We start from the raw sequence: 21,771 nt of genomic DNA, 5'->3' as shown, positions 1-21,771 counted from the left end.
CAAATGAAAAGGGCCGGAACATTCCCCTTCAGTTGAAGACTTTCAAAATGAATACCATAAGCGTAATAAAAGGCTGGGGTTTCCAGCCTTTATTACATCCTGTAAGTTGTAATACTTTAAAATAGTGATTAATTTATTATAAAGCTTCTAAAAATTTCTTAGTTTCTTCTCTAGTTTGTGGTACTTCAATTTCACCACTGGTAATTTTCTCTTTCCAATCTTCAACTGCTTTTAGGATTTCTTCAGTCATAGCTTCTTTGTTTGTTTTTGCAACAGATACACCATTGTCTGCTAGACCATAAGCAAGAAGTTCTCCGCCAGGGAATTCTCCATTCATTGCTTGATTTGCAACATCTTGTACTGCAATATCAACTCGTTTAACCATAGAAGTTAGTGTCACATTGTTATCACCAATTTGACCTTCTTCATGTTGGTCACGGTCTACTCCAATAACCCAAATATCTTTTTCAGGGTTATTTTGTTTGATATCTTTAGCTTGTGCGAATACTCCATTACCTGTAGCACCTGATGCATGATAAATCACATCTACACCATCATTGTACATGCTAGAAGCAATCAATTTACCATCATCTGGAGCATCAAAAGCACCTGCATATTGTACTTTCACTTCAATGTCAGGGTTTACTGATTTTGCCCCAGCAATGTATCCAGATTCAAATTTGTTAATAAGCTCTGAGTCAGTTCCACCTACGAAACCAATCTTACCCGTTTTTGATTTCATTGCTGCTGCTACTCCAACCAAGAAAGAACCTTGATGTTCTTTAAACGTAATACTTGCAACGTTTGGCTTATCTACAACAGAATCAACAATAGCAAAATTTGTTTCAGGATATTGTTCAGCCGATTTAGCAATTGCATCGTTTAATTTGTAACCAATTCCATAGATTAGGTTATAGTCTTCACGAACTAGACGTGTAATGTTCGGCAAATAATCTGCATCTTCATTTGATTGAACGTAGTTAAAGTTCTCGCCTTTCTTAACGCCGTGTTCCTCACCCCACGCTTTTAAGCCTTCCCACGCTGATTGGTTAAAAGACTTGTCATCTACTCCACCAACATCTGTTACCATACCAACCTTGTAGTCAATAGAATCTTCTGTTTTATTTCCTTCTGAACTTTTCGTTTCCTCACCTGAATCACCACAAGCTGCTAAAAGCATACCTAAAGTTAACAGTACAGAAAATAATAATAAATATTTACGATTTTTCAATCTAATACCCCCATTTTTTAGTAGTTAAAGAGTTTAACAATACAAGCGTCAAGTTCGTTAACAACCACCCCCTTGAAGTAATAATCTTAAATTCACTACCTCAATATTTACATCGAGGCATAAATGAAACCCCTTACATACGTTTCCTTAAAACATGAAAGCTAAATACATCAGAACGGAAATAGTTTGCCGAATATAATACTGCCTCATCTTCTGCTGTATAATGCATTTGTTTCAAAAGTAACAATGATTGCTCAGGATTACAATTAAGAATTTTATAAACTCGCTCTTGATATCCTACAGGTTCGATAAATGTCACAGCGTACGCAATTCTTTTATGTGAATATTCTTCTAGTAGCTTAAAAATAGAATCCTCTTCCTGCACGCGTTCAAGTGGAATTAATCCCTCAGGTATTTTATCAATGCAGAAAACAACTGGTTCATTATCTGCAGTTCTTACTCGTTCAATTTGTGCAATAGTCTGAAGTTCCGGTGAAGAAAACTTAATCCTGTCTTCTTCCATTGGTTCAATTAGTTCTGTAGATAAGTACTGTGATCCTGGGTTTCTTCCAGAATTTAGAATCATGGAAGTTACACTGTTTAACTCTTCAATACCAGATGAAAAAATAGGCTTAGGATTTACAAATGTACCAACACCATGCTTACGTGTTACAACATTATCTTCTTCCAAAATACGCAGCGCTTCCCTTAAAGTAGCACGCGAAACTCCTAATTCCTTAGAAAGTTGAAATTCTGATGGAAGTTTTTCTTTTTCCCTATACCTTTCTTTTTGAATGTCACGCTTAATTTCTTCAATCACTTGTAAATATAGATGACGTGAATCTGTTTTGATTGACATAGTGACCCCCTGTAAACAAACTAGGAAAAGAGATCTGACATCTGACGTATGACTCTTTTGTCCGACATAAATATACCACTTTTAGATAAATAAATAAACACTATCTGATAAATTTTTAAACAAAAGTACTATTTTTCCACTTTTTCTATTAATTTTTATATCATTCATTATAAAACGATTATCTTAGAAAACTTGGCTAATCGCAAAGCCTTAACGGCGAAAGTCCTAGTTGCACGTATGTAGAAAGAAAGTTTTTTGTACTTTCTTTACTGCTTAAACAAAAAAATCAGGCATAAGTGTGAAATTCACAGCTTTTGCCTGATTATCTATCAGGAAAGTTTTTCTTCTGAAGGTTGGGTTACTAATACAGAACGTGGTTTACTCCCCTCGTATGGACCTACGATACCCCGATCTTCCATCGCATCAATCAACCTTGCTGCTCTTGTATAACCAATTCTGAATCTGCGTTGTAACATAGAAACACTTGCCGTTTGCATTTCCGTGATAAGCTGGACAGCTTCTTCATATATGTCATCTTCTACTTCTGATTGGATTTCACTTGTTTCTTCTGGAATCATTTCCTCTTGGTAAGAAGCCTTTTGTTGCTCAATACAGTGGTCAACAACCCGTTCGACCTCCTCATCAGACAAAAAAGCACCTTGAACACGGGTTGGTTTAGACGAACCAGTTGGCATAAATAGCATATCACCACGTCCAAGTAATTTTTCTGCCCCCCCTGAATCCAGAATTGTTCTGGAGTCTGTTTGGGATGAAACACTAAATGCAATTCTTGAAGGGATATTTGCTTTAATCACACCGGTAATTACGTCAACAGAAGGGCGTTGAGTTGCTATAATTAGATGAATGCCGGCTGCACGGGCCATTTGTGCCAATCTAGTAATGGCATCCTCTACCTCACTTGATGCGACCATCATTAAATCAGCTAATTCATCGACAAGTACTACTATATATGGTAGATTTGGTTGTTTTTCTTCTTCAGCAGATAAATTGTATTTACGAATATATTCATTGTATCCTTCAATATTTCTGGTACCCGTATCAGAAAATAGGTCATACCTTCTGTCCATTTCAGATACCACTTTTTTCAAGGCTCTTGATGCTTTTTTGGGATCAGTTACAACAGGTGCCAACAAATGCGGAATACCATTGTATACATTCAACTCCACTTTTTTAGGATCAATCATCATCATTTTGACTTCATGTGGTTTTGCACGCATTAGAATAGTGGTAATAATCCCGTTAACACAAACACTTTTACCACTCCCAGTTGCACCAGCTATTAATAGATGCGGCATTTTATTTAATTCCGCAACTACCGCATCCCCAGATATGTCACGACCCAATCCGAATAATAGTTTAGAGGTTTGATTTGAGATAGTAGTATCTATTACCTCACGTAAAGAAACCATTGCAACTTCAGTATTAGGGACCTCTATACCAACAGCGGATTTGCCAGGGATCGGTGCCTCGATACGAATATCTTTAGCAGCTAAAGCAAGTGCTAGATCATCATGAAGTCCTACAATTTTACTTACTTTTACTCCAGCTTCTGGATAAACCTCATATTTTGTCACAGCTGGCCCTACGTGAACCTTAGTGATTTTTGCTTTTACTCCAAAACTAGTAAAAGTCTTTTCTAATTTCCTTACAGTAGCTTGTATATGTGATTTCTCTTGCTGTTGTGAGTTATGCTTTGGCTCGATCAACAAGTCAAGAGATGGTAATTCATACTCGTAGTTTTCAGGTTCTGTCATTGGTAATGTGCTGCCTAACTCTGAATCTATTTCATTATTGGCCTTGTTTTCAGTCTTTGGCTGCTCTGGTTTGGATTGTTCAACATTCTGCTCAGGTATATCAATTGAATAAGCCACGTCGGTGAAATCCTGTATTACAGGTTCTTCATAATCAGCTTCCTGTTGAGTTATTGCTTCATTCTTTATTTCTGGAATTTCATCTGCTTCATTTCTCGCAGCCTTTCTTTCTTTCATTTTAACTTTATAATTTTTTATGTATAGTTTGACCTTTAACCAAAGCTTTGCCGTAAAATCCCCAAATGAAAACTCGGTCAGAAAAATTATTCCTGTTAAAATAGCAAATACAGCTACTATTTTTGCCCCAATAGACGAAAATAGATAATAACAAAAAGAGAACATTATAGCTCCCAACATTCCTCCTCCAGTGTCAGATAGTTCACCGGGACCGTTAATATAAGTGAAAATTCTTGACCATGTGGAACGTATAATTGAGTTATCAGTTGAATTCAATAATAGTACCTCATAGGTCTGAATATGTGTTAACAGCAATGTTCCAACAAAAATAATGTAAAAACCAATCATTTTCTTGTGGGTGAAATCTGGATATCTTCTTTTAACAATTAAGAAAAGACCTGTTAGAAGCAAAATTACTGACGCTACAAAATACCATATCCCAAAGAAGAATTGAAATATGTTTTCTAGTATACTAGGAATTGCACCATTACTAATAATACCGGCTCCACTACCAAAAATTGCGATAAATAGAAACAGTAACCCCAATAGTTCGTATTTAACTTGTTTCTTTAATTGACTCTTTTTTTTTCTCTTTCTTTTTTTAGCCATGCTTTTTCACCTCAAGTAAATCAAAAAATAGTATTATTAATAGAATATGAAACCCCTGCCACTAAACTTTGACAAGGGTTCGACCATATCTATTACCTAAGGCTATTATAGCATAGAATGTATATTGAATCTCTGATTAATTTAGGGGATTATAGAATAGCCCCTGGTTGATAGCTTGGGTTCATGAAATCATGTGGATCTGTTGAGAGCAATTGAAGGATCTGATACTTCCCGTCTTTATTTTTTTCTACATAGACAGATCTGTTTTGGTGAATAATTACAGATCTATTCGAATGACTGTTAGTGTCTTCTGGAAAAATGTCAGATTCTAACATAGGCGTGTATAGTATCATTGCGTTTCACTTCCGTTATGTTTGGTTTTGCCAATAAGTTCATTTACCTTTTCCATTGCTTCTTTAACCCCACCAATTGCGTCGATTAATCCATATTCTACTGCATCTGCCCCTACAACATTTGATCCAATATCACGTGTTAGATTACCTTTTGCGAACATTAGATCCTTGAATTTTTCCTCTGCTATATTTGAATGACCTATTACGAAATTAACTACTCTGTCCTGCATTTTATCAAGGTATTCAAACGTTTGAGGTACTCCGATAACCATTCCTGTTAGGCGTATAGGGTGAATAATCATGGTAGCGGTAGGAACAATAAATGAATAATCCGTAGCCACAGCTATAGGTACCCCAATTGAATGCCCTCCACCCAGTACAATTGATACTGTTGGCTTTGAGATAGATGCTATCATTTCAGACAAAGCAAGCCCAGCTTCAACATCCCCACCAACTGTATTAAGTAAAATGATCACTGCTTCAATTTTAGGATTTTGTTCAATAGCTATTAACTGTGGAATTAAATGCTCATACTTTGTTGTTTTATTTTGTGGCGGCAATTGTATATGACCTTCAACTTGTCCTATAATAGTCAACACATGAATATTAGAGTCAGGGGCCTGCGGAACATTGGATTGGCCAAGCTGCTGTATTTTTTCAACCAAAGCCGACTTATTGTCATCATCTTGTTTTTTTTCTTTCTCCATTGAAGTTTCATTATTCATTTTTGGAACACTCCTCTTGTTTATCCTGTTACCAAGTAGTATGAACAATAGGATGTCTTCTTATTATAAAAACTACCAACAATTTTTTGTTGGTAGCTTAATTTTTTAAAAGCATATAATTTTCCTGTTATTGTACACTGGTTTTTAATGGTAAACTTAAATCAAAATCACTGTGTAACGCATTAACCGCAGTCATTACGTCTTTATCATGTATTAATACCCAAATTGTGGTATGGCTATCAGCAGATTGCAGGATTTGAATTCCTTTTTCAGTTAGTGAATGAACTATTCTAGAAGCAATGCCAGGAACGCCCCTCATTCCAGCACCTACTACTGAAATCTTAGCACAATTTTCATTTACTTGCGGATGAAAACCTAATTTGGTTATATGATCAACTGCAGTCTGGGTGTAATCCTTAGGGATGGTAAAAAGTAATCCGGTTGGTGATATATTGATAAAATCAACGGAAATTCCTGCATCTGCCAACACCTTAAACACTTCAGAATGGAGTCGATGAATCTCGTCCCTGTTCTTTATTTTGATTTGTGTTATCGCTGGCATATGAGCAATACCTGTTATAAGCTGGTCTCGTATTTCATGGACACTTGAATTTGTTACCAGTGTTCCTTCTTCATTTGAATAAGTAGATCGAACGTGCAATGGTATATTTGCTTGCATAACAAGTTCAACTGCGCGGGGATGAACGACTTTAGCACCCTGATATGCTAAATTACACATTTCTGTATACGTTACAAATTTTAATTGTCTTGCGGATTTTACCATACGTGGGTCGGCTGTCATGATTCCGTTAACATCGGTGAAGATTTCCACCTTTTCAGCATTAAGTGCTACCCCAAGTGCAGCGGCAGTTGTGTCGCTACCCCCCCTGCCAATAGTGGTTATTTCACCTGTTGAAGTTTGTCCTTGGAAACCTGCAACTATTACAACATCAGACTTATCCAATTCGTTTAATAAACGTGCCGTATTTATGCCTTTAATTTTTGCGTTGGTATGTTCTGATGTGGTGATAATCCCCGCCTGTGCGCCTGTGAGTGCAACTGATTTAATACCATTACACTGTAATTCGTTTGATATCACTACGCTTGCAATCGTTTCACCGCAAGACAGTAATAGATCGGTTTCACGTTTATCGTAAAGAGGTATAGACGTATCAATAAGACCCAGTAAGGTATCAGTAGCATAAGGATCAGGATTACGGCCTAATGCTGATACTACAACTACCAGTTTATATTCTTTCTCTATTGCATTTTTTATATGGGAAACTACTTTTGAAATGCTGGCTTTTGATTGTAATGATGTACCCCCGAATTTTTGTACTAAAATTGTCATTTAAGCACCTCTACTTTACTACCTCATTATTATCTAGGTAGGGCATAATGACTGGTTGAATTTGTTCAAATAATAGTGCTGATTCTATAGTATCAGTTAATTTATCCATGTGTGCAACTAGTGAATTTGGTTTCTTGAATGGATCATCCTGGCCATACGGAATAAAATAGATGTATTTACTTGCCATTAACCGCATTAAATTCACTCCATTTAGACCAAGCGCATCATTGGTTGAAATACCTAACACAACTGGTTTTCGATTCCTCATAGTAGCCTTTGCCGCCATTAAAACTGGTGAATCTGTTAGAGCATTTGCAAATTTACTCATTGAATTGCCTGTTAACGGAGCGATTACCATACAATCAAGTGGCTCTTTAGGTCCAAGTGGTTCTGCATCCGGCATTGTAGCAATCACTTTTTTACCTGTTATAGATTCAATTCGTTCAATATGATCTTCTGCCTTACCAAATTTTGTGTCAGTCGTTCTTACTGTATATGTCACAATTGGAACAACCTCCGCACCTAGGTTCATTAATTTCTCAATCTCCGGGAACACCTCGTCATATGTGCAATGTGATCCCGTAACTCCAAAACCAATTCGTTTACCTGCTAAGCTCATCATTTTTCCTCCTTGCCAGTTAAAAACTGTTTAATGACGTCCGCCAAAATTCTTCCAGCTGTTTTAGGTGCAACGATTCCAGGCAAGCTTTTCGCTAGAATAGCTTGAATTCCCCTTTGTTCAGCATATTCAAAATCAGTACCACCTGGTTTTGATGCTAAATCAATAATTAATCCATGAGACGGAAGATATTGAATAGCCTCTTTAGTAATTACAGGTGCTGGAATGGTATTAATTAATATGTCGCAACTTGATGTGCTACTTGAAAGTTGATCGAATAAAATAGCTTCGTAGCCCATTTCTGAAACACGTGCCAAATCTTCTGTTTTTCTAGCACAAACTGACACGTTGGCACCAAGTGCAGCAAACTTATTTGCAATTGTTTTTCCAACACGTCCAAAACCAACCACGAGAACATTTGCAGAATGGATAGTAAAATCTGTATGTTCAATTACCATCATAATTGTTCCTTCTGCAGTTGGTATAGAGTTGTATACCGCTATGTCATCCCTGTCAAATAACGTAATCAAACGGCGATTCGTATCACGTGTAATAGAAGTTAAATAATCATTTGTAATACCAGTAAAAATTAAAACACTACTTTTTAATTGTTGGACCCAGTCTTTTGTTAAATAAATGGGCTGATCTGAAAAAACAGGTTCAATTATCCCAGTATCATCTGTTCCTGTCACAGGTAGAATTACCATATCTAATTTCTTGGGATCTAGTTCAGAAAAATCCATTTGTTTTAAACCGGTATATCCTTGGTTTAATTTATCAAATCCAATTAAGCAAATGGTTGTATCTTCTAGTTTTTGAAGCTGCTGTATTAGTTCTAAATATCTGGCATCGCCACCTATTACAGCTATTAAATTACCCATATACATTAAACACTCCTTGCTATACAAAAAGGCATTTTGAATTCATTACTTTTATAGCTTATGTGTTTTCTCAGGGTTAGTGAATAATTGAAAAGATAAAAATAAAAAAAAGGCTAGTAACTATTAGCTACTAACCCCTTTATGCCAACAAATTTAAAACTTTAATCTGTTTCAACCATAATCATATCTTCGCCAATCTTTTTTATTGAATTCCAATAAATTTTGGTTTCCGCACCTTCTTTTTTCAAACCAAACCATTTATAATTTGGAATGATGAATGAATTAATTTGTCCGGTTCTTTCATCAATTTCCAAATCAGTAGCACCAAGAACACCTAATCTAGAACCATGGCTGACATTTACAATCTCTTTTCCACTGATGTCTTTGTAACGGATACCTCTCACCTCATTTAATAAGACGTACTATAACTATATGTAAAAAAAAATGACCTATGTCATATAGGTCATTAAACAAATTAGTTTTGCTTTGGAGCAATTAAAGCAGTTGATGGTTCTGACTTGAATATTGTTTCTATTACAGATTGGATAGTTCCGTGATCGACGGCATCAATCTCTTTTATCATATCGTCCATTGTCCGATGCCTATTTAGAAGTAGTTCATTTCGGCCATTTCTGCTCATACGACTATTGGAACTTTCAAGGCTCAATAGTAGGTTACCTTTTAATTGTTCTTTACTGTTATTCAATTCCTTATCTGTTAATCCAGATGAAATCAGTTCGTTAACAGTGCTAGAAATCGTATCCCTTAACAAAGGCAATTGTTCTTTACCTGTACCTGCATAGACAGTCAAAATTCCACTGTCTAAAAATGAAGAGTGATATGAAAATACAGCATATGCTAAACCTTGCTGTTCTCTAACTTCCTGAAATAGTCTGGAACTCATACTACCACCTAAAACATTATTCATAACAATCAAACTATATGTAAGATCATCACCAATTGGTAATCCATCATACCCAATACATAAATGTGCTTGTTCTGTCTCTTTATTCCGTTCCATATGTTTTGCATGAAATACAGGTTTTACCAATGATGTCTTATTTTCTTTAGGCTGGTACTGGCCAAAATGTTCTTCCACTCTACTAATAAAATGATCGTCAACATTGCCTGCCACAGAAACAACGACATTATCTGGAGTATACCTGTCAGCGATATAATTCCTTAATGTATTTGGAGTAAATGACTTTAAATGACTTTCAGTACCAAGTATCGGATAGCCTAATGGATGATCTCCATACGAAGCATGCGATAAAAGGTCATGAACAATATCATCAGGTGTATCTTCATACATTTTTATCTCTTCTAATACAACTTTTTTCTCTCGTTCCATTTCCCCTTCATCAAAAGAAGAATTAAAAAACATGTCTGATAAGATTTCTAAAGCATATTCTTTATGATTATCTAAAACTTTCGCATAAAAACACGTATATTCTTTTGAAGTGAATGCATTAACCTGCCCACCAATAGCATCGAATGCTTCAGCTATATCTTTTGCTGATCTGGTCTCTGTTCCTTTAAAAAACATATGCTCCAAAAAATGTGAAACGCCATTATTTGATTCCGTTTCATTACGTGATCCGGTTAATACCCAAATACCGATTGTCACGGATCTGACTGTAGAGATTTTTTCATGTACAACTCGCAACCCATTTTTACATGTATGTTTTTCAATCAATGATGTGTCCTCCTATAATTTTGTGTACGGTTACAGTTACCTAATTTATCCGATTCTCAGAAAGTAACTTTTTAACAGTACCCATATGATATCCATCCTTTTTAATTGCAACGATTAAACCATCCAATCCACGAACAATAGCTTCAGTTGGATGCATTAATATTGTTGCACCAGGGTGAAGTTTAGATAATACTCGATTCATCATAACAGATACTGAAGGATTCTTCCAATCAATGGTATCTACACTCCATAATATTGTTTGCATCTTATAATCTGATACTACTTTTACGACTTGTTCAGTAAAACTTCCACTAGGTGGTGCGAAAAATGTTGGTTCTTCACCAATGATTGCTTCTATGGTATCGTTGGTAAGTTTAATTTGTTCGTTAATCTCTTGCTCTGACAAGCGAGCCATATCTGGATGGTTATATGCATGATTACCAATAGCATGCCCTTGTTCACTTATCATCTCTACATATTTCGCATTATTTTTCGCCCATTTTCCATCAATAAAAAATGTTGCCTTTACTTTATGTTCTTTCAATATATTTAATATTTCTGGTATGTACTCCGTCCCCCATGAAACATTGACCATTAATGCAACCATTTTTTTATTCGGGTTGCCCCGATAAATAGGAGCAGGTGGCAAGTCTTTTAATGTAATAGATGGCTTCACTTCATTGAACACGAGTAGATTTTTATTAAATACTCCATCTTTTTTCATTTTTTGATAGGACTTCTCAACGTCAACAACTCTGCCATTTAATCCAGGAATTTTTTTCCATACTTTGTCAATCACTGCATTTTGTGGTGGAATCTTGTACGCCGTTTTCTTTATTACTAATTCACTATAAAGTGGATCCTTTTCCTTCATCGTGTGTTGTATATCTGAAATTGTATTGATGTTTTCAATTGAATAAGGATTAGAAAATTGATTGTAGGATAGAAAAACTAATAAGAAAAATACAAGTGCCTGGATAACCCTTTTATACATACTCATCCCCCTCTACTTCCAATCATATGAACAAAAAGGACAAGATATGCGAGGAAAAGCACAGGGAAGCGGATGTGTCTTAGAGATAGATAGAAAAAACCTTCGTAATTATTGTAGCTCTTGAAATTTCGTAGTCGATGTAAAGTGCAGCGTAGTGAAAATTCTTTTTACGCCGCCGTTCCGGCAGAATACTTCGCTTTCCACGGGCACGGCCTCAGTCTCCTCAGAAGCAAAGAACGCTTCTTTCGGGGTCTTCGTATTCTGCCTCCACTCCAATCAATATAGTATTCATGGTGGTCGTTTGTTTAGTTCTATGCCAGCGAAGGAAATACACGGAGACTCCTGCGGGAGGAAAAGGCATCGGTGAGACCCCGCAGTGCGGAGCACGAGGAGGCTCAACAGCCTCCCTAAGGTGCGCGTAGTGTATTTCCGTAGCGGTAAGTAACGTCGCAGTTTATAGGATTTGTGACAAACACACCAACCATAAAAAAAGCCAAAATAAAAAAGAAACTGGATTTCCAGTCTCTTTGCAGTTCCATAAATTCTATTATGATCTTGATTTTTCATTTTTTTCTTTTTCTTCGGTAATTACAGCTTTTCTAGAAAGATTAACTCTTCCCTGATTATCAACTTCTTTAACCTTAACCATAATTTCATCACCTATGGAAACTACATCTTCCACTTTGTTTGTCCGTTCTTCTGCAAGCTCGGAAATATGAACTAAACCATCTTTCCCTTTGAAGATTTCAACAAAAGCACCAAACTTTTCGATACGTTTAACTGTACCTAGATATAAATGACCAACCTCGACCTCACGTACTAGATCTTCTATAATCTTCTTAGCTTTCTCATTCATTGAAGAATCAATGGAAGAAATAAATACACTGCCATCTTGTTCAATATCTATTTTTACTCCTGTTTCTTCAATAATCTTGTTGATTTGCTTCCCGCTTGGTCCAATAACAGCACGGATTTTATCGGGCTTAATAGACATGGTGAGAATCTTAGGTGCATACTCAGAAAGCTCTGTCTTAGGCTGTTCAATCGTTTCAAGCATGTGGTCTAAAATATGCTGTCTTCCTTGTTTAGCCTGCGTTAAAGCTTCTTCTAATATTTCTCTTGATAGACCATCAATTTTGATATCCATTTGTAATGCTGTTACTCCCTTGCTTGTACCAGCAACTTTAAAGTCCATATCACCCAAAGCATCTTCCATACCTTGAATATCCGTTAAGATTGTATAGTCATCACCAGATTTAACTAATCCCATAGCAATACCAGCAACTGGTGCTTTAATCGGAACACCTGCATGCATCAATGCTAACGTACTCGCGCAGATACTTGCTTGCGAGGTTGAGCCATTTGATTCTAAGACCTCTGATACAAGTCTAATTGTATAAGGAAAGTCAGTGTCTGAAGGCATAACTTTTTCAAGAGCACGCTCTCCTAAGGCACCATGACCAATCTCACGACGTCCAGGTCCACGTAACGGTCCTGTTTCTCCCACACTATACTGAGGGAAATTATAGTGATGCATAAATCTTTTTGATTCCTCTAAATCCAAACCATCAAGAATTTGAACGTCACCCAATGCTCCTAATGTACATACACTTAGTGCTTGGGTTTGTCCACGGGTAAAGAGACCAGAACCATGTGTTCTTGGCAATACACCAATTCTAGATGTTAATGGGCGGATTTCATCTGGTTTACGACCATCAGGACGAATCTTTTCTTTTGTAATCAAACGACGTACCTCATCCTTTACCATTTTATCAAGGATGGACTTTACTTGTTTAATAACACTATCCTCTTCGTTTTCATATACTTCAAGAACCTCAGTTTTTACTTCTTCAATTGCTTGTTCACGCGAATGTTTTTCAAAAACTTGAATTGCCTTAACTAATTTTTCCTTTGATTCACTTTCAATTTTACTAAGTAAGTCCTGATCTAATTGAAACAATGTAACATCTGTTTTTTCTTTAGAAACAACAGCAATAATTTCTTCCTGGAACGCAACAAGACGCTTAATTTCTTCATGTCCAAACATAATTGCTTCAAGCATTACTTCTTCAGAAACTTCATCTGCTCCTGCTTCAACCATATTAATTGCATCTTTTGTCCCTGCAACAGTCAGTTCAATATCACTTTTTTCTTGTTGCTCTCTAGTTGGATTGATGACAAACTGACCATCAACTTGTCCAACTACAACACCAGCGATAGGACCGCTGAATGGGATATCAGAAATAGATAGTGCAATAGAAGAACCTATCATCGCTGCCATCTCTGATGTACAGTCCTGATCAACACTCATTACAGTACTGATAACCTGAACTTCATTTCTAAATCCATCCGGAAACAAAGGACGAATTGGTCGGTCAATCAAACGTGATGCAAGAATTGCCTTTTCACTTGGACGACCTTCACGTTTTATAAATCCACCAGGTATTTTTCCTACTGCATATAAGCGCTCTTCGTAATTAACAGTTAATGGAAAAAAGGGTAAATCTTTTGGCTTCTTTGATGCTGTTGCAGCAGTTAACACAGATGTGTCACCGTATTGAATCATGCAAGCTCCATTTGCTTGTTTTGCAAGTTCTCCAATTTCTACTGTAAATTTGTTACCAGCAATTTCAGTGGAGAATAATTTTTTTTCTACCATTAGATTGAGTACTCCTTTCAAAAGCTACTATGTTTATTTTATCGATAAAACCCTCGTATGTAAATAAGAAAAGCGTAAGCACATATGAATGCACTAATCCGTTCAAGATCAAGGTAAGATAAAAGGGCTCTACTTTTCACTCTCAACTTATTTATGAATTGAAGAACAGAGAAGAAAATCCCAGTCACTAGGTACTGAAGCTAGACAATTGAATATTAAAAAAAGCAGGATTTCTCCCGCTTTTTAAAAACTTATCGACGTAATCCAAGTCTTTGAATTAGTTCGCGATAACGTGTAACATCATTATTACGCAAATAATTAAGCAAATTACGACGCTTACCAACCATTTTCAAAAGACCACGACGTGAATGATGATCTTTCTTGTGTGTACGTAAATGTTCATTTAACGTTGTGATTTCAGCAGTAAGTACAGCGATTTGTACTTCTGGTGATCCTGTATCATTTTCATGAACCTTATATTCATTAATGATTTCATTCTTACGTTCTTTTGTGATAGCCATTAGGCTCACCTCCTATTATTAGTTTCATAGCCCCAATTCCCTAGCAAACGTCGGAGTTTCGTTTTGCCAAGCAATGGTTTTACGATGTTAAGCGTACAACTAATTGAGCGAAATTGCAAGTAATATAACATATTTGTATTAAATTACCTTACGAGGAAAAGTAGCGACGGATCTCTAGTTCATCCGATTTGATTTGTTCTACGAGTTCGTTTACGCCATTGAATTTTTTTTCATCGCGAATGAAAGTACACCATTCAATTTGTAATTCTTCACCATACAAATCATTGGAGTAATCAAAAATGTTCACTTCTACTTTTGGTTTAGTTTCATTTGGTTGAAACGTAGGTTTAACACCGAGATTGGCCATTGCTTCATAAACCTCACCTTTATATAAGGCCTTCACAGCATAAACACCAATTTTTGGTAACAATGTGTCATCGTTTATTTCTAGGTTTGCAGTAGGAAATCCAATAGTTCTTCCTCGTTTATCACCTTCAACAACTGTTCCATGGACGGATAATTTTCTTCCAAGGTATTCATTTACTTTTTCGACGTTCCCTTTTACTAACAGGGAACGGATCTTTGTTGAGCTAACCTTTTCATTATCAAGCTCAACTTTATTAATAGTTGTGCAATCAAATTTACCTCTTGTATACGAATTGATATTATTCATGTTTCCTTTGCCCTTGTGTCCGTATGAAAAGTCAAATCCAGCCACGAGATGCTTGATGTTTAACCCCAGAATGAAATGATCGATAAATTCCTGAGGACTTAAAGAAGAAAGTTTTTTCGAGAAATTTATGATATACAATCGATCAACGTCCATTTGCTGCAGGATTTCCTGCTTTTCCCTTATTGGCGTAATATATTGTACATGTTCAGTTTCCTTTTTCAATACAACTGACGGATGTGGATGAAATGTAATAACTGCACTCTCCATCGACGATTCCTTTGCTTTTGATACGGCAGTATTAATTACTTCTTGATGACCTTTATGAATGCCATCGAAAAAACCAATTGCCGCAACTGTCTTAGGCAGCTCTTCTAGTATTAATGTATGTGGATATATTAATTCAATAGTTCTCATTTTTTTCACCTGCACTTTTTAATCTTTTAAAGAAAAAACACGAACTGGTTTAATTTGATTTAACTTTTCGGGATGCGTTTGGTAGATAGCTAGTACTTCCCCCTGATATAAAATAACAAATTGGTCTGTACTTAAGTTTATCACAGGTTTTGTTAATTTTTGCCCAAAAAGAACTTTTTTAGATGTTTCATCATCAACTGAATAATGATCTAAATGTAATAGTCCCCTAATTATCGGAAAAAGTAGTTCAGATTGTTGTTGTGAATCTGCTTTTTCCTCTATTTGTTTAAAACTAACAGTGTCTTCTTCTGTGAAGGAACCAGTTTCCGTTCTAAGCAGTCCTGACATATGTGCTGGATACCCTAACGCCTTACCAATATCAACACAAAGTGTTCTAATATATGTACCTTTCGAACAAACTACTTTCAACTTGAATTTATTCTCATCTGTTTCTAAAAGTTGTAAGTGATGAATATTCACTTCTCTTTTTGGACGGTCTACTTTTTCATTTGCACGAGCATATTCATATAATTTTTTGCCATTTACCTTTACTGCAGAATACATTGGTGGGACCTGAATGATTTTACCCCTAAATTCGCCTAGGACTTTTTCAATTTCCTCTGATGAAGGTACATGCTGAACCTCTTTTTTTGCGATAATTTCACCTTCAGCATCCTCTGTATCTGTTGAAGTACCCAAGGAGAGCTCTGCTATGTAGACTTTTTTAGTATCTGTTAAAAAAGGAACAATTTTCGTAGCTTGTCCTATACAGATGGGAAGAACTCCCTCTACCTGAGGATCCAGTGTACCGGTATGTCCAACTTTCTTTGTACCAAATAGCTTCCTGATTCTTGATACACAGTCGTGCGACGTCATTCCTGCAGGCTTCCATAATGGTAAGATGCCATTCATTGAATCTGCCTCCTTGCTATACAAGGAAAAATCTGACCCTACTTGTATCATAGACGTCAGATTTTCCACTTTGTTACTAGCTATTTTTTGTTCAAATCACGTAAAATAACTTCAATACGGTTACCATATTCTAATGCCTCATCAAATTCAAATACAAGCTCCGGTGTTTTGCGTAAGCGAATTCTTTGACCAATTTCAGATCGAATAAATCCTTTTGCTTTTGCAAGTCCAACTAGTGTTTCATGTTTTTGTTTTTCGTCTCCCAACACGGAAATGAAAATCTTAGCTTGTTGTAGATCCCCTGTAACTTCAACATCCGTAACGGTAACAAAACCAACACGCGGATCTTTAAGTTTACGAGTCATAATTTCACCGAGCTCTTTTTTCATTTGTTCCGCAACTCGATTTGCACGAACTTCACTCATGACAATCACCTCTTAAGTTGTAACGTCATTCTAAAAACGTTAAACAACATTTCTTATCAATCTTTACTAAATTATATTCTTTCTACTTGCGTAATGGTTCGTTCCAATTCTGAGTATTCATCAATTACTCTAAATACTTCATGAATAATTTGCTCTGCATGTGTATGACTTGTTGAAATAGTTACAATTCCAAATTTTGTACGTTGCCATAAATCATGATAATCAAGTTCTGTAATAGCTATGTTAAAGTCTTTTCTCAATTTATTCATGATTCTTTTTAATACAGAGCGCTTATCTTTCAACGAATGCGTGTTATAAAGTATACACTCCACTTCCGCAACTAGGATCATTTACGTTCTATTTCTTGCATGATATATGCTTCAACTACATCGCCTTCTTTAATATCGTTAAAGTTTGTAATTGTAATACCACACTCGTAACCTTTTGCAACTTCCTTAGCGTCATCTTTAAAACGCTTTAAGGTATCCAGTTCGCCTTCAAATTGAACAACACCATCACGAATTACACGAACTCCTGAATTACGTGTGATCTTACCTTCAGTTACGTAACTACCAGCGATTGTTCCAATTTTTGATACTTTGAAAATTTCACGTACTTCAGCCTGACCTACAATTTTCTCTTCGTACTCAGGGTCTAGCATACCCTTCATTGCAGATTCCACTTCTTCAATTGCATTATAAATTACACGATGCAAACGCACATCTACCTTTTCGGATTCAGCAGTCTTCTTAGCATTTACGTCTGGTCGCACATTAAACCCAATAACAATTGCATTTGATGCTGATGCCAAAATGATATCGGATTCTGTAATTGCACCAACACCAGTATGAATGATTTTAATCTTCACACCTTCTACCTCTATTTTTTGAAGTGAGGCTGCCAATGCTTCTGAGGACCCTTGAACATCAGATTTAATTATAATATTTATCTCTTTCATTTGACCTTGCTTAATTTGTTCGAACAAGTCGTCTAAACTAACTTTCGTTTGTCCTCCACGGTTTTCCTGGATATGTTTCTGTTGACGCGCTTCACCAATTTGACGTGACTTTTTCTCGTCTTCAAATACAAGAAATTGGTCTCCTGCCTGTGGAACATCGTTCAAACCTGTTACCTCAACAGGAGTTGAAGGTCCAGCTTCATCAACCCTTTTACCAAGATCATTTACCATAGCACGAATTCGACCAAACGTGTTACCAACAACAATAGAATCCCCTACACGCAATGTTCCATTTTGAACAAGCAATGTTGCTACTGAGCCTCTACCTTTATCAAGTTGCGCATCAATAACGGTACCCATTGCATTCAATTTAGGATTAGCCTTTAGTTCTTCTACTTCAGAAACAAGTAAAATCATCTCTAACAGATTGTCAATACCTTCTCTATTAACAGCAGATAGTTGAACAAAAATAGTGTCTCCGCCCCAGTCCTCTGGAACCAGTTCATACTCTGTTAATTCCTGCATAACGCGATCAGGGTTTGCCCCTTCTTTATCCATTTTGTTTACAGCAATTATAATTGGAACTTCTGCAGCTTTTGCATGGTTAATTGCTTCAACAGTTTGTGGCATTACACCGTCATCAGCTGCAACAACTAAAACAGCTATATCGGTTACTTGTGCACCTCTAGAGCGCATACTTGTAAATGCAGCATGCCCAGGGGTATCTAAAAATGTAACTTTTTTTCCTTCATTTTCTACTTGATAAGCACCAATATGCTGCGTTATACCACCTGCTTCACCTTCTGTTACCTTTGTGTGACGGATGGAATCTAATAGCGTAGTTTTACCGTGGTCTACATGTCCCATGATTGTCACTACTGCAGGACGCTCAATTAAATCATCCTTGTTATCTTCTTGTTTGTACTTGTCGAAATCAGTATCTGCCAAAATGATTTCCTTTTTAACAGCAACACCAAAACCTTCACATAGTAGTTCTACTGTGTCATCATCAAGATCCTGATTTTTGGTAGCCATTACTCCAAGACCCATTAACTTTTTAATGATTTCAACTTCTTTTTTGTTTAACTTTTGAGCAAGTTCACTAACATTCAACGTATCGCTGTATTTAATTTCTTTAGGAATTTCTTTAACAACAGGTTGTTGCTTTTGAACGTTTTTATTCGTATTACCTTTTTTGTGACGTTGTTTATTTTGTTGAAATTGGTTGCTCTTTTGATTTGACTGGTTATATGATGGCTTACCTTTATTTTCTGGCTTTTTCACAGATTTATTCTCTGTTTTCTTATTTGGTGAAACAGGATTTGTTTTTTCTTTAGTTTTAAATTTATCATCTAATTTCCCTATTAGATTATCTGAAATAGTAGACATGTGGTTAGACACTTCTGCATCTAACTCCTTTAATTTTTGAATGACATCCTTGCTTGTCGTATTTTGCTTTTTAGCATATTCATATACGCGCATTTTAGTCATACGTTCACCCCCGAATTTAATTATCGAGTAACGACTTTATCTTATCCGCAAAACCTGCATCTAAAATTGCAATTGCTACTCTTTCTGATTTACCAATAGAGTTTGACAGTGTTTCTTTGTCATCAACTACTCGTAAAGGTATTTCATAGGTCTTACATTTATCCGTTATTTTTTTTGTTGTTTGTGGTCCTGTATCATTCGCTAGTAAAACAAGTTTTGCTCTTTTCTTTTTTATATCTTTTACTACTTCTTCTCCAAGCGAACATTTTCTTGCTCTGTAAGCGAGACCGACCATATTCAAATAATTATTTTTCATTTTTCTTTCCTGAAATTAACTGCCGCAGTTCGTCAAAAATAGATTCTTCTACCTGGGTATTTAAATGACGATTTAGCACATTATTTTTTTCGGCTTTTTCTATCACAGTTAACTCTCTTGATAAATAAGCACCACGACCATTTTTCTTCCCGGTTTCATCTACAAAGACCTCTCCATCTTTGTTGCGGACAATTCGAATCAACTCTTTTTTTGGTTTCATTTCATTCGTTACTATACATTTTCTTTGAGGTATCTTTCTTGTCTGTCCCATTTAGACATCCTCCTTATTCAAACAGGTCTTCATTGTCATCGTCAGAATAAGTGCTGCTCTCTTCAGTTGAACTGCTCAATAAACCACTTTCGAGTGCTTCAGATTCACTTTTAATATCAATCTTCCAACCAGTAAGTTTTGCAGCTAAACGTGCATTTTGTCCGCGTTTTCCGATCGCAAGTGATAATTGATAATCAGGTACAATTACTGTCGTAGACTTTGCCTCTTCATTAACAAGAACTTCAACTACTTTGGAAGGACTTAATGCATTTGATACATATTCAACAGGATCTTCTGACCATTCAACCACATCAATTTTCTCACCTTTTAGTTCGTTTACAATTGCTTGCACACGTTGTCCTCTTTGACCTACACAGGAACCAACAGGATCGATCTCTGGATCACTGGCATAAACAGAAATTTTGGATCGGTCTCCTGCTTCACGAGCAACAGATTTAATTTCCACAGTGCCATCATATATCTCTGGTACTTCCATTTCAAACAGGCGTTTGAGTAAACCAGGGTGTGATCTAGAAATATAGATTTGTGGCCCTTTACTAGTATTTTCCACCTTGGTAACAAATACTTTTAAACGGTCATGAACATTGTAGTTTTCAACGGACATTTGTTCAGCTTCTGGGAGTTTAGCTTCAACTTTACCCAGATTAACATATACAAAACGTGGGTCAAGACGTTGAATAATCCCAGTCATGACGTCCTCTTCGCGATCAGCATACTCGCTAAAAATCACACCACGTTCAGCTTCTCTTACGCGTTGTGTAACAACCTGCTTTGCGGCTTGTGCGGCTATCCTTCCAAAATCCTTCGGTGTTACTTCAAGCTCAATAATATCTTCCAATTCATAATTGGGATTAATTTGTTTAGCCTCTTCTAGTGAGATTTGCTCTTGAACATCTTCGGCTACTTCTACAACTACTTTTCTAGAGAACACACGCATTGTTCCGGCCTTTTCATCCAAATCAACACGAACGTTCGAAGCAGATTTAAAGTTCTTCTTATAAGCCGAAATCAATGCAGCTTCAAGAGCTTCTAGTAACACTTCTTTGTTAATACCTTTTTCTTTTTCTAAATAATCAATCGCGTCAAACAACTGACTGCTCACTATATTTTCCCCCTTTATAACGTAATTGCGGTTCTTGCTTTTGCTATCTTATTAAATGGAATTTCAACTGTTTTTTTTCTTGTCTTAACTTTATACTCAATGCTTGCAGTACTTTCAGAAAAACCAGTTAAGATTCCCTCGTACTCTTTTTCCCCATCAATAGGTTCATATAGCTTTACAAAAACATTTTTACTAACATTTTTTTCGAAATCAGCTTCTGTTTTTAGTGGTCGTTCTACACCTGGTGAAGAAACTTCAAGAAAATAAGCATCCGTAATTGGGTCTGTTTCATCTAACTTCTCACTTAATTGCTCTGAAACTTCTCCGCATTCTGCTATATCTATACCGCCTTCTTTATCAAGGTAGACGCGTAAAAACCAATTTTTTCCTTCTTTGACATATTCAACGTCAACCAACTCTAGGTTTTTTTCTTCTAAAATAGGCTGCAACAAATTTTCGGTGTTTTTAATCACTTGGGAACTCAAGAACAATCCTCCTCTATTCAATTGTATTTGTTTCTTATTATGAACCATACTACCCAAATTCATTTAACCACTATGTTTTTTTCAAAATAAACCCCTTGCCTAGTAAATGTGGCAAGGGGATTTTCTAAGTAGGATGGTAGTATGAAGAAAGAGTGGGGTTCTCCCACTCTCTTAACCGTTCGTATCATTTCTTACC

General features: G+C 36.2%; 22 protein-coding genes. All 22 read right to left on the bottom strand.

Annotated features, from left to right (window positions below; genetic code table 11):
- Positions 1 to 136 precede the first annotated feature (136 nt).
- The 22 genes from ACOI1D_RS01775 to rimP all read right to left on the bottom strand — a co-directional run bounded on the left by ACOI1D_RS01775 (position 137) and on the right by rimP (position 21,575).
- Positions 137 to 1,231 (bottom strand): BMP family lipoprotein, encoded by a 1,095-nt coding sequence (locus tag ACOI1D_RS01775; RefSeq protein ID WP_422498749.1) that lies wholly within the window; start codon positions 1,229 to 1,231, stop codon positions 137 to 139.
- A 133-nt stretch (positions 1,232 to 1,364) separates the two neighbouring features.
- Positions 1,365 to 2,090: a GntR family transcriptional regulator gene (locus ACOI1D_RS01770; protein ID WP_422498747.1), complete on the bottom strand. Its 726-nt coding sequence runs from the start codon at positions 2,088 to 2,090 to the stop codon at positions 1,365 to 1,367.
- A gap of 329 nt (positions 2,091 to 2,419) precedes the next feature.
- Positions 2,420 to 4,708, bottom strand: a complete 2,289-nt coding sequence (locus tag ACOI1D_RS01765; RefSeq protein WP_422498745.1) for a DNA translocase FtsK — start codon at positions 4,706 to 4,708, stop codon at positions 2,420 to 2,422.
- 149 nt (positions 4,709 to 4,857) lie between these two features.
- Entirely contained in the window at positions 4,858 to 5,061 is a 204-nt protein-coding gene (locus ACOI1D_RS01760; protein ID WP_422498743.1) for a YlzJ-like family protein, read from the bottom strand.
- Positions 5,058 to 5,768 (bottom strand): ClpP family protease, encoded by a 711-nt coding sequence (locus ACOI1D_RS01755; RefSeq protein ID WP_422498780.1) that lies wholly within the window; start codon positions 5,766 to 5,768, stop codon positions 5,058 to 5,060. The genes ACOI1D_RS01760 and ACOI1D_RS01755 overlap by 4 nt, the downstream gene beginning before the upstream one ends.
- Positions 5,769 to 5,913: 145 nt before the next feature.
- Complete coding sequence (gene dapG / locus ACOI1D_RS01750) at positions 5,914 to 7,137, bottom strand: aspartate kinase (protein WP_422498741.1); 1,224 nt, start codon at positions 7,135 to 7,137, stop codon at positions 5,914 to 5,916.
- A 10-nt stretch (positions 7,138 to 7,147) separates the two neighbouring features.
- A complete protein-coding gene (dpaB, locus tag ACOI1D_RS01745) occupies positions 7,148 to 7,756 on the bottom strand; it encodes a dipicolinate synthase subunit B (RefSeq protein ID WP_422498739.1) in 609 nt (202 codons plus the stop codon).
- Positions 7,756 to 8,637 carry a dipicolinic acid synthetase subunit A gene (gene dpaA, locus ACOI1D_RS01740; RefSeq protein ID WP_422498737.1) on the bottom strand — a complete coding sequence of 294 codons (882 nt, stop codon included), beginning with the start codon at positions 8,635 to 8,637 and terminating at the stop codon, positions 7,756 to 7,758. The genes dpaB and dpaA overlap by 1 nt, the downstream gene beginning before the upstream one ends.
- Before the next feature lie 161 nt (positions 8,638 to 8,798).
- Positions 8,799 to 9,032, bottom strand: coding sequence for a YlmC/YmxH family sporulation protein (locus ACOI1D_RS01735; RefSeq protein ID WP_422498778.1), 234 nt, complete (start codon positions 9,030 to 9,032; stop codon positions 8,799 to 8,801).
- Positions 9,033 to 9,112: 80 nt separating this feature from the next.
- Positions 9,113 to 10,333, bottom strand: coding sequence for a M16 family metallopeptidase (locus tag ACOI1D_RS01730; RefSeq protein ID WP_422498735.1), 1,221 nt, complete (start codon positions 10,331 to 10,333; stop codon positions 9,113 to 9,115).
- Between the two features lie 40 nt (positions 10,334 to 10,373).
- Complete coding sequence (locus ACOI1D_RS01725) at positions 10,374 to 11,327, bottom strand: polysaccharide deacetylase family protein (protein WP_422498733.1); 954 nt, start codon at positions 11,325 to 11,327, stop codon at positions 10,374 to 10,376.
- Between the two features lie 547 nt (positions 11,328 to 11,874).
- Entirely contained in the window at positions 11,875 to 13,986 is a 2,112-nt protein-coding gene (locus ACOI1D_RS01720; protein ID WP_422498732.1) for a polyribonucleotide nucleotidyltransferase, read from the bottom strand.
- Between the two features lie 251 nt (positions 13,987 to 14,237).
- Complete coding sequence (gene rpsO / locus ACOI1D_RS01715; protein WP_422498730.1) at positions 14,238 to 14,507, bottom strand: 30S ribosomal protein S15; 270 nt, start codon at positions 14,505 to 14,507, stop codon at positions 14,238 to 14,240.
- Between the two features lie 148 nt (positions 14,508 to 14,655).
- Entirely contained in the window at positions 14,656 to 15,594 is a 939-nt protein-coding gene (locus ACOI1D_RS01710) for a bifunctional riboflavin kinase/FAD synthetase (protein ID WP_422498728.1), read from the bottom strand.
- 18 nt (positions 15,595 to 15,612) lie between these two features.
- Positions 15,613 to 16,506: a tRNA pseudouridine(55) synthase TruB gene (gene truB, locus ACOI1D_RS01705; protein ID WP_422498726.1), complete on the bottom strand. Its 894-nt coding sequence runs from the start codon at positions 16,504 to 16,506 to the stop codon at positions 15,613 to 15,615.
- An 80-nt stretch (positions 16,507 to 16,586) separates the two neighbouring features.
- Positions 16,587 to 16,931, bottom strand: coding sequence for a 30S ribosome-binding factor RbfA (gene rbfA, locus ACOI1D_RS01700; protein WP_422498724.1), 345 nt, complete (start codon positions 16,929 to 16,931; stop codon positions 16,587 to 16,589).
- A 71-nt stretch (positions 16,932 to 17,002) separates the two neighbouring features.
- Positions 17,003 to 17,281, bottom strand: a complete 279-nt coding sequence (locus ACOI1D_RS01695; protein WP_422498722.1) for a DUF503 domain-containing protein — start codon at positions 17,279 to 17,281, stop codon at positions 17,003 to 17,005.
- Positions 17,278 to 19,380 carry a translation initiation factor IF-2 gene (gene infB, locus ACOI1D_RS01690; protein WP_422498720.1) on the bottom strand — a complete coding sequence of 701 codons (2,103 nt, stop codon included), beginning with the start codon at positions 19,378 to 19,380 and terminating at the stop codon, positions 17,278 to 17,280. Before infB ends, ACOI1D_RS01695 begins: the two co-directional genes overlap by 4 nt.
- 16 nt (positions 19,381 to 19,396) lie before the next feature.
- Positions 19,397 to 19,696, bottom strand: a complete 300-nt coding sequence (locus ACOI1D_RS01685) for a YlxQ family RNA-binding protein (RefSeq protein WP_422498718.1) — start codon at positions 19,694 to 19,696, stop codon at positions 19,397 to 19,399.
- Positions 19,686 to 19,967 (bottom strand): RNase P modulator RnpM, encoded by a 282-nt coding sequence (gene rnpM / locus ACOI1D_RS01680; RefSeq protein ID WP_422498716.1) that lies wholly within the window; start codon positions 19,965 to 19,967, stop codon positions 19,686 to 19,688. Before rnpM ends, ACOI1D_RS01685 begins: the two co-directional genes overlap by 11 nt.
- Before the next feature lie 13 nt (positions 19,968 to 19,980).
- Positions 19,981 to 21,090 carry a transcription termination factor NusA gene (gene nusA / locus ACOI1D_RS01675; RefSeq protein ID WP_422498714.1) on the bottom strand — a complete coding sequence of 370 codons (1,110 nt, stop codon included), beginning with the start codon at positions 21,088 to 21,090 and terminating at the stop codon, positions 19,981 to 19,983.
- Between the two features lie 14 nt (positions 21,091 to 21,104).
- Positions 21,105 to 21,575, bottom strand: a complete 471-nt coding sequence (gene rimP, locus ACOI1D_RS01670) for a ribosome maturation factor RimP (protein WP_422498712.1) — start codon at positions 21,573 to 21,575, stop codon at positions 21,105 to 21,107.
- Positions 21,576 to 21,771 lie beyond the last annotated feature (196 nt).

It is taken from the genome of Virgibacillus sp. DJP39 (genome assembly GCF_049310925.1).
In the GTDB taxonomy this organism is placed as follows: Bacteria; Bacillota; Bacilli; order Bacillales; family Amphibacillaceae; genus Virgibacillus_F.
Note: the sequence above shows the minus strand (reverse complement) of the source record. Positions and strands in the feature narration are given on the sequence as shown.

Excerpts from the sequence above, each read along its gene's own strand:
- rbfA (WP_422498724.1), bottom strand. The coding sequence starts at position 16,931 with ATGAGTGAAGTTCGTGCAAATCGAGTTGCGGAACAAATGAAAAAAGAG.
- rnpM (WP_422498716.1), bottom strand. The coding sequence starts at position 19,967 with ATGGGACAGACAAGAAAGATACCTCAAAGAAAATGTATAGTAACGAAT.
- ACOI1D_RS01760 (WP_422498743.1), bottom strand. The coding sequence starts at position 5,061 with ATGATACTATACACGCCTATGTTAGAATCTGACATTTTTCCAGAAGAC.
- ACOI1D_RS01765 (WP_422498745.1), bottom strand. The coding sequence starts at position 4,708 with ATGGCTAAAAAAAGAAAGAGAAAAAAAAAGAGTCAATTAAAGAAACAA.
- infB (WP_422498720.1), bottom strand. The coding sequence starts at position 19,380 with ATGACTAAAATGCGCGTATATGAATATGCTAAAAAGCAAAATACGACA.
- dpaA (WP_422498737.1), bottom strand. The coding sequence starts at position 8,637 with ATGGGTAATTTAATAGCTGTAATAGGTGGCGATGCCAGATATTTAGAA.
- ACOI1D_RS01695 (WP_422498722.1), bottom strand. The coding sequence starts at position 17,281 with ATGATCCTAGTTGCGGAAGTGGAGTGTATACTTTATAACACGCATTCG.
- truB (WP_422498726.1), bottom strand. The coding sequence starts at position 16,506 with ATGAATGGCATCTTACCATTATGGAAGCCTGCAGGAATGACGTCGCAC.
- dapG (WP_422498741.1), bottom strand. The coding sequence starts at position 7,137 with ATGACAATTTTAGTACAAAAATTCGGGGGTACATCATTACAATCAAAA.
- dpaB (WP_422498739.1), bottom strand. The coding sequence starts at position 7,756 with ATGAGCTTAGCAGGTAAACGAATTGGTTTTGGAGTTACGGGATCACAT.
- ACOI1D_RS01710 (WP_422498728.1), bottom strand. The coding sequence starts at position 15,594 with ATGAGAACTATTGAATTAATATATCCACATACATTAATACTAGAAGAG.
- rpsO (WP_422498730.1), bottom strand. The coding sequence starts at position 14,507 with ATGGCTATCACAAAAGAACGTAAGAATGAAATCATTAATGAATATAAG.
- ACOI1D_RS01720 (WP_422498732.1), bottom strand. The coding sequence starts at position 13,986 with ATGGTAGAAAAAAAATTATTCTCCACTGAAATTGCTGGTAACAAATTT.
- ACOI1D_RS01770 (WP_422498747.1), bottom strand. The coding sequence starts at position 2,090 with ATGTCAATCAAAACAGATTCACGTCATCTATATTTACAAGTGATTGAA.
- ACOI1D_RS01725 (WP_422498733.1), bottom strand. The coding sequence starts at position 11,327 with ATGTATAAAAGGGTTATCCAGGCACTTGTATTTTTCTTATTAGTTTTT.
- ACOI1D_RS01685 (WP_422498718.1), bottom strand. The coding sequence starts at position 19,696 with ATGAAAAATAATTATTTGAATATGGTCGGTCTCGCTTACAGAGCAAGA.
- ACOI1D_RS01755 (WP_422498780.1), bottom strand. The coding sequence starts at position 5,768 with ATGGAGAAAGAAAAAAAACAAGATGATGACAATAAGTCGGCTTTGGTT.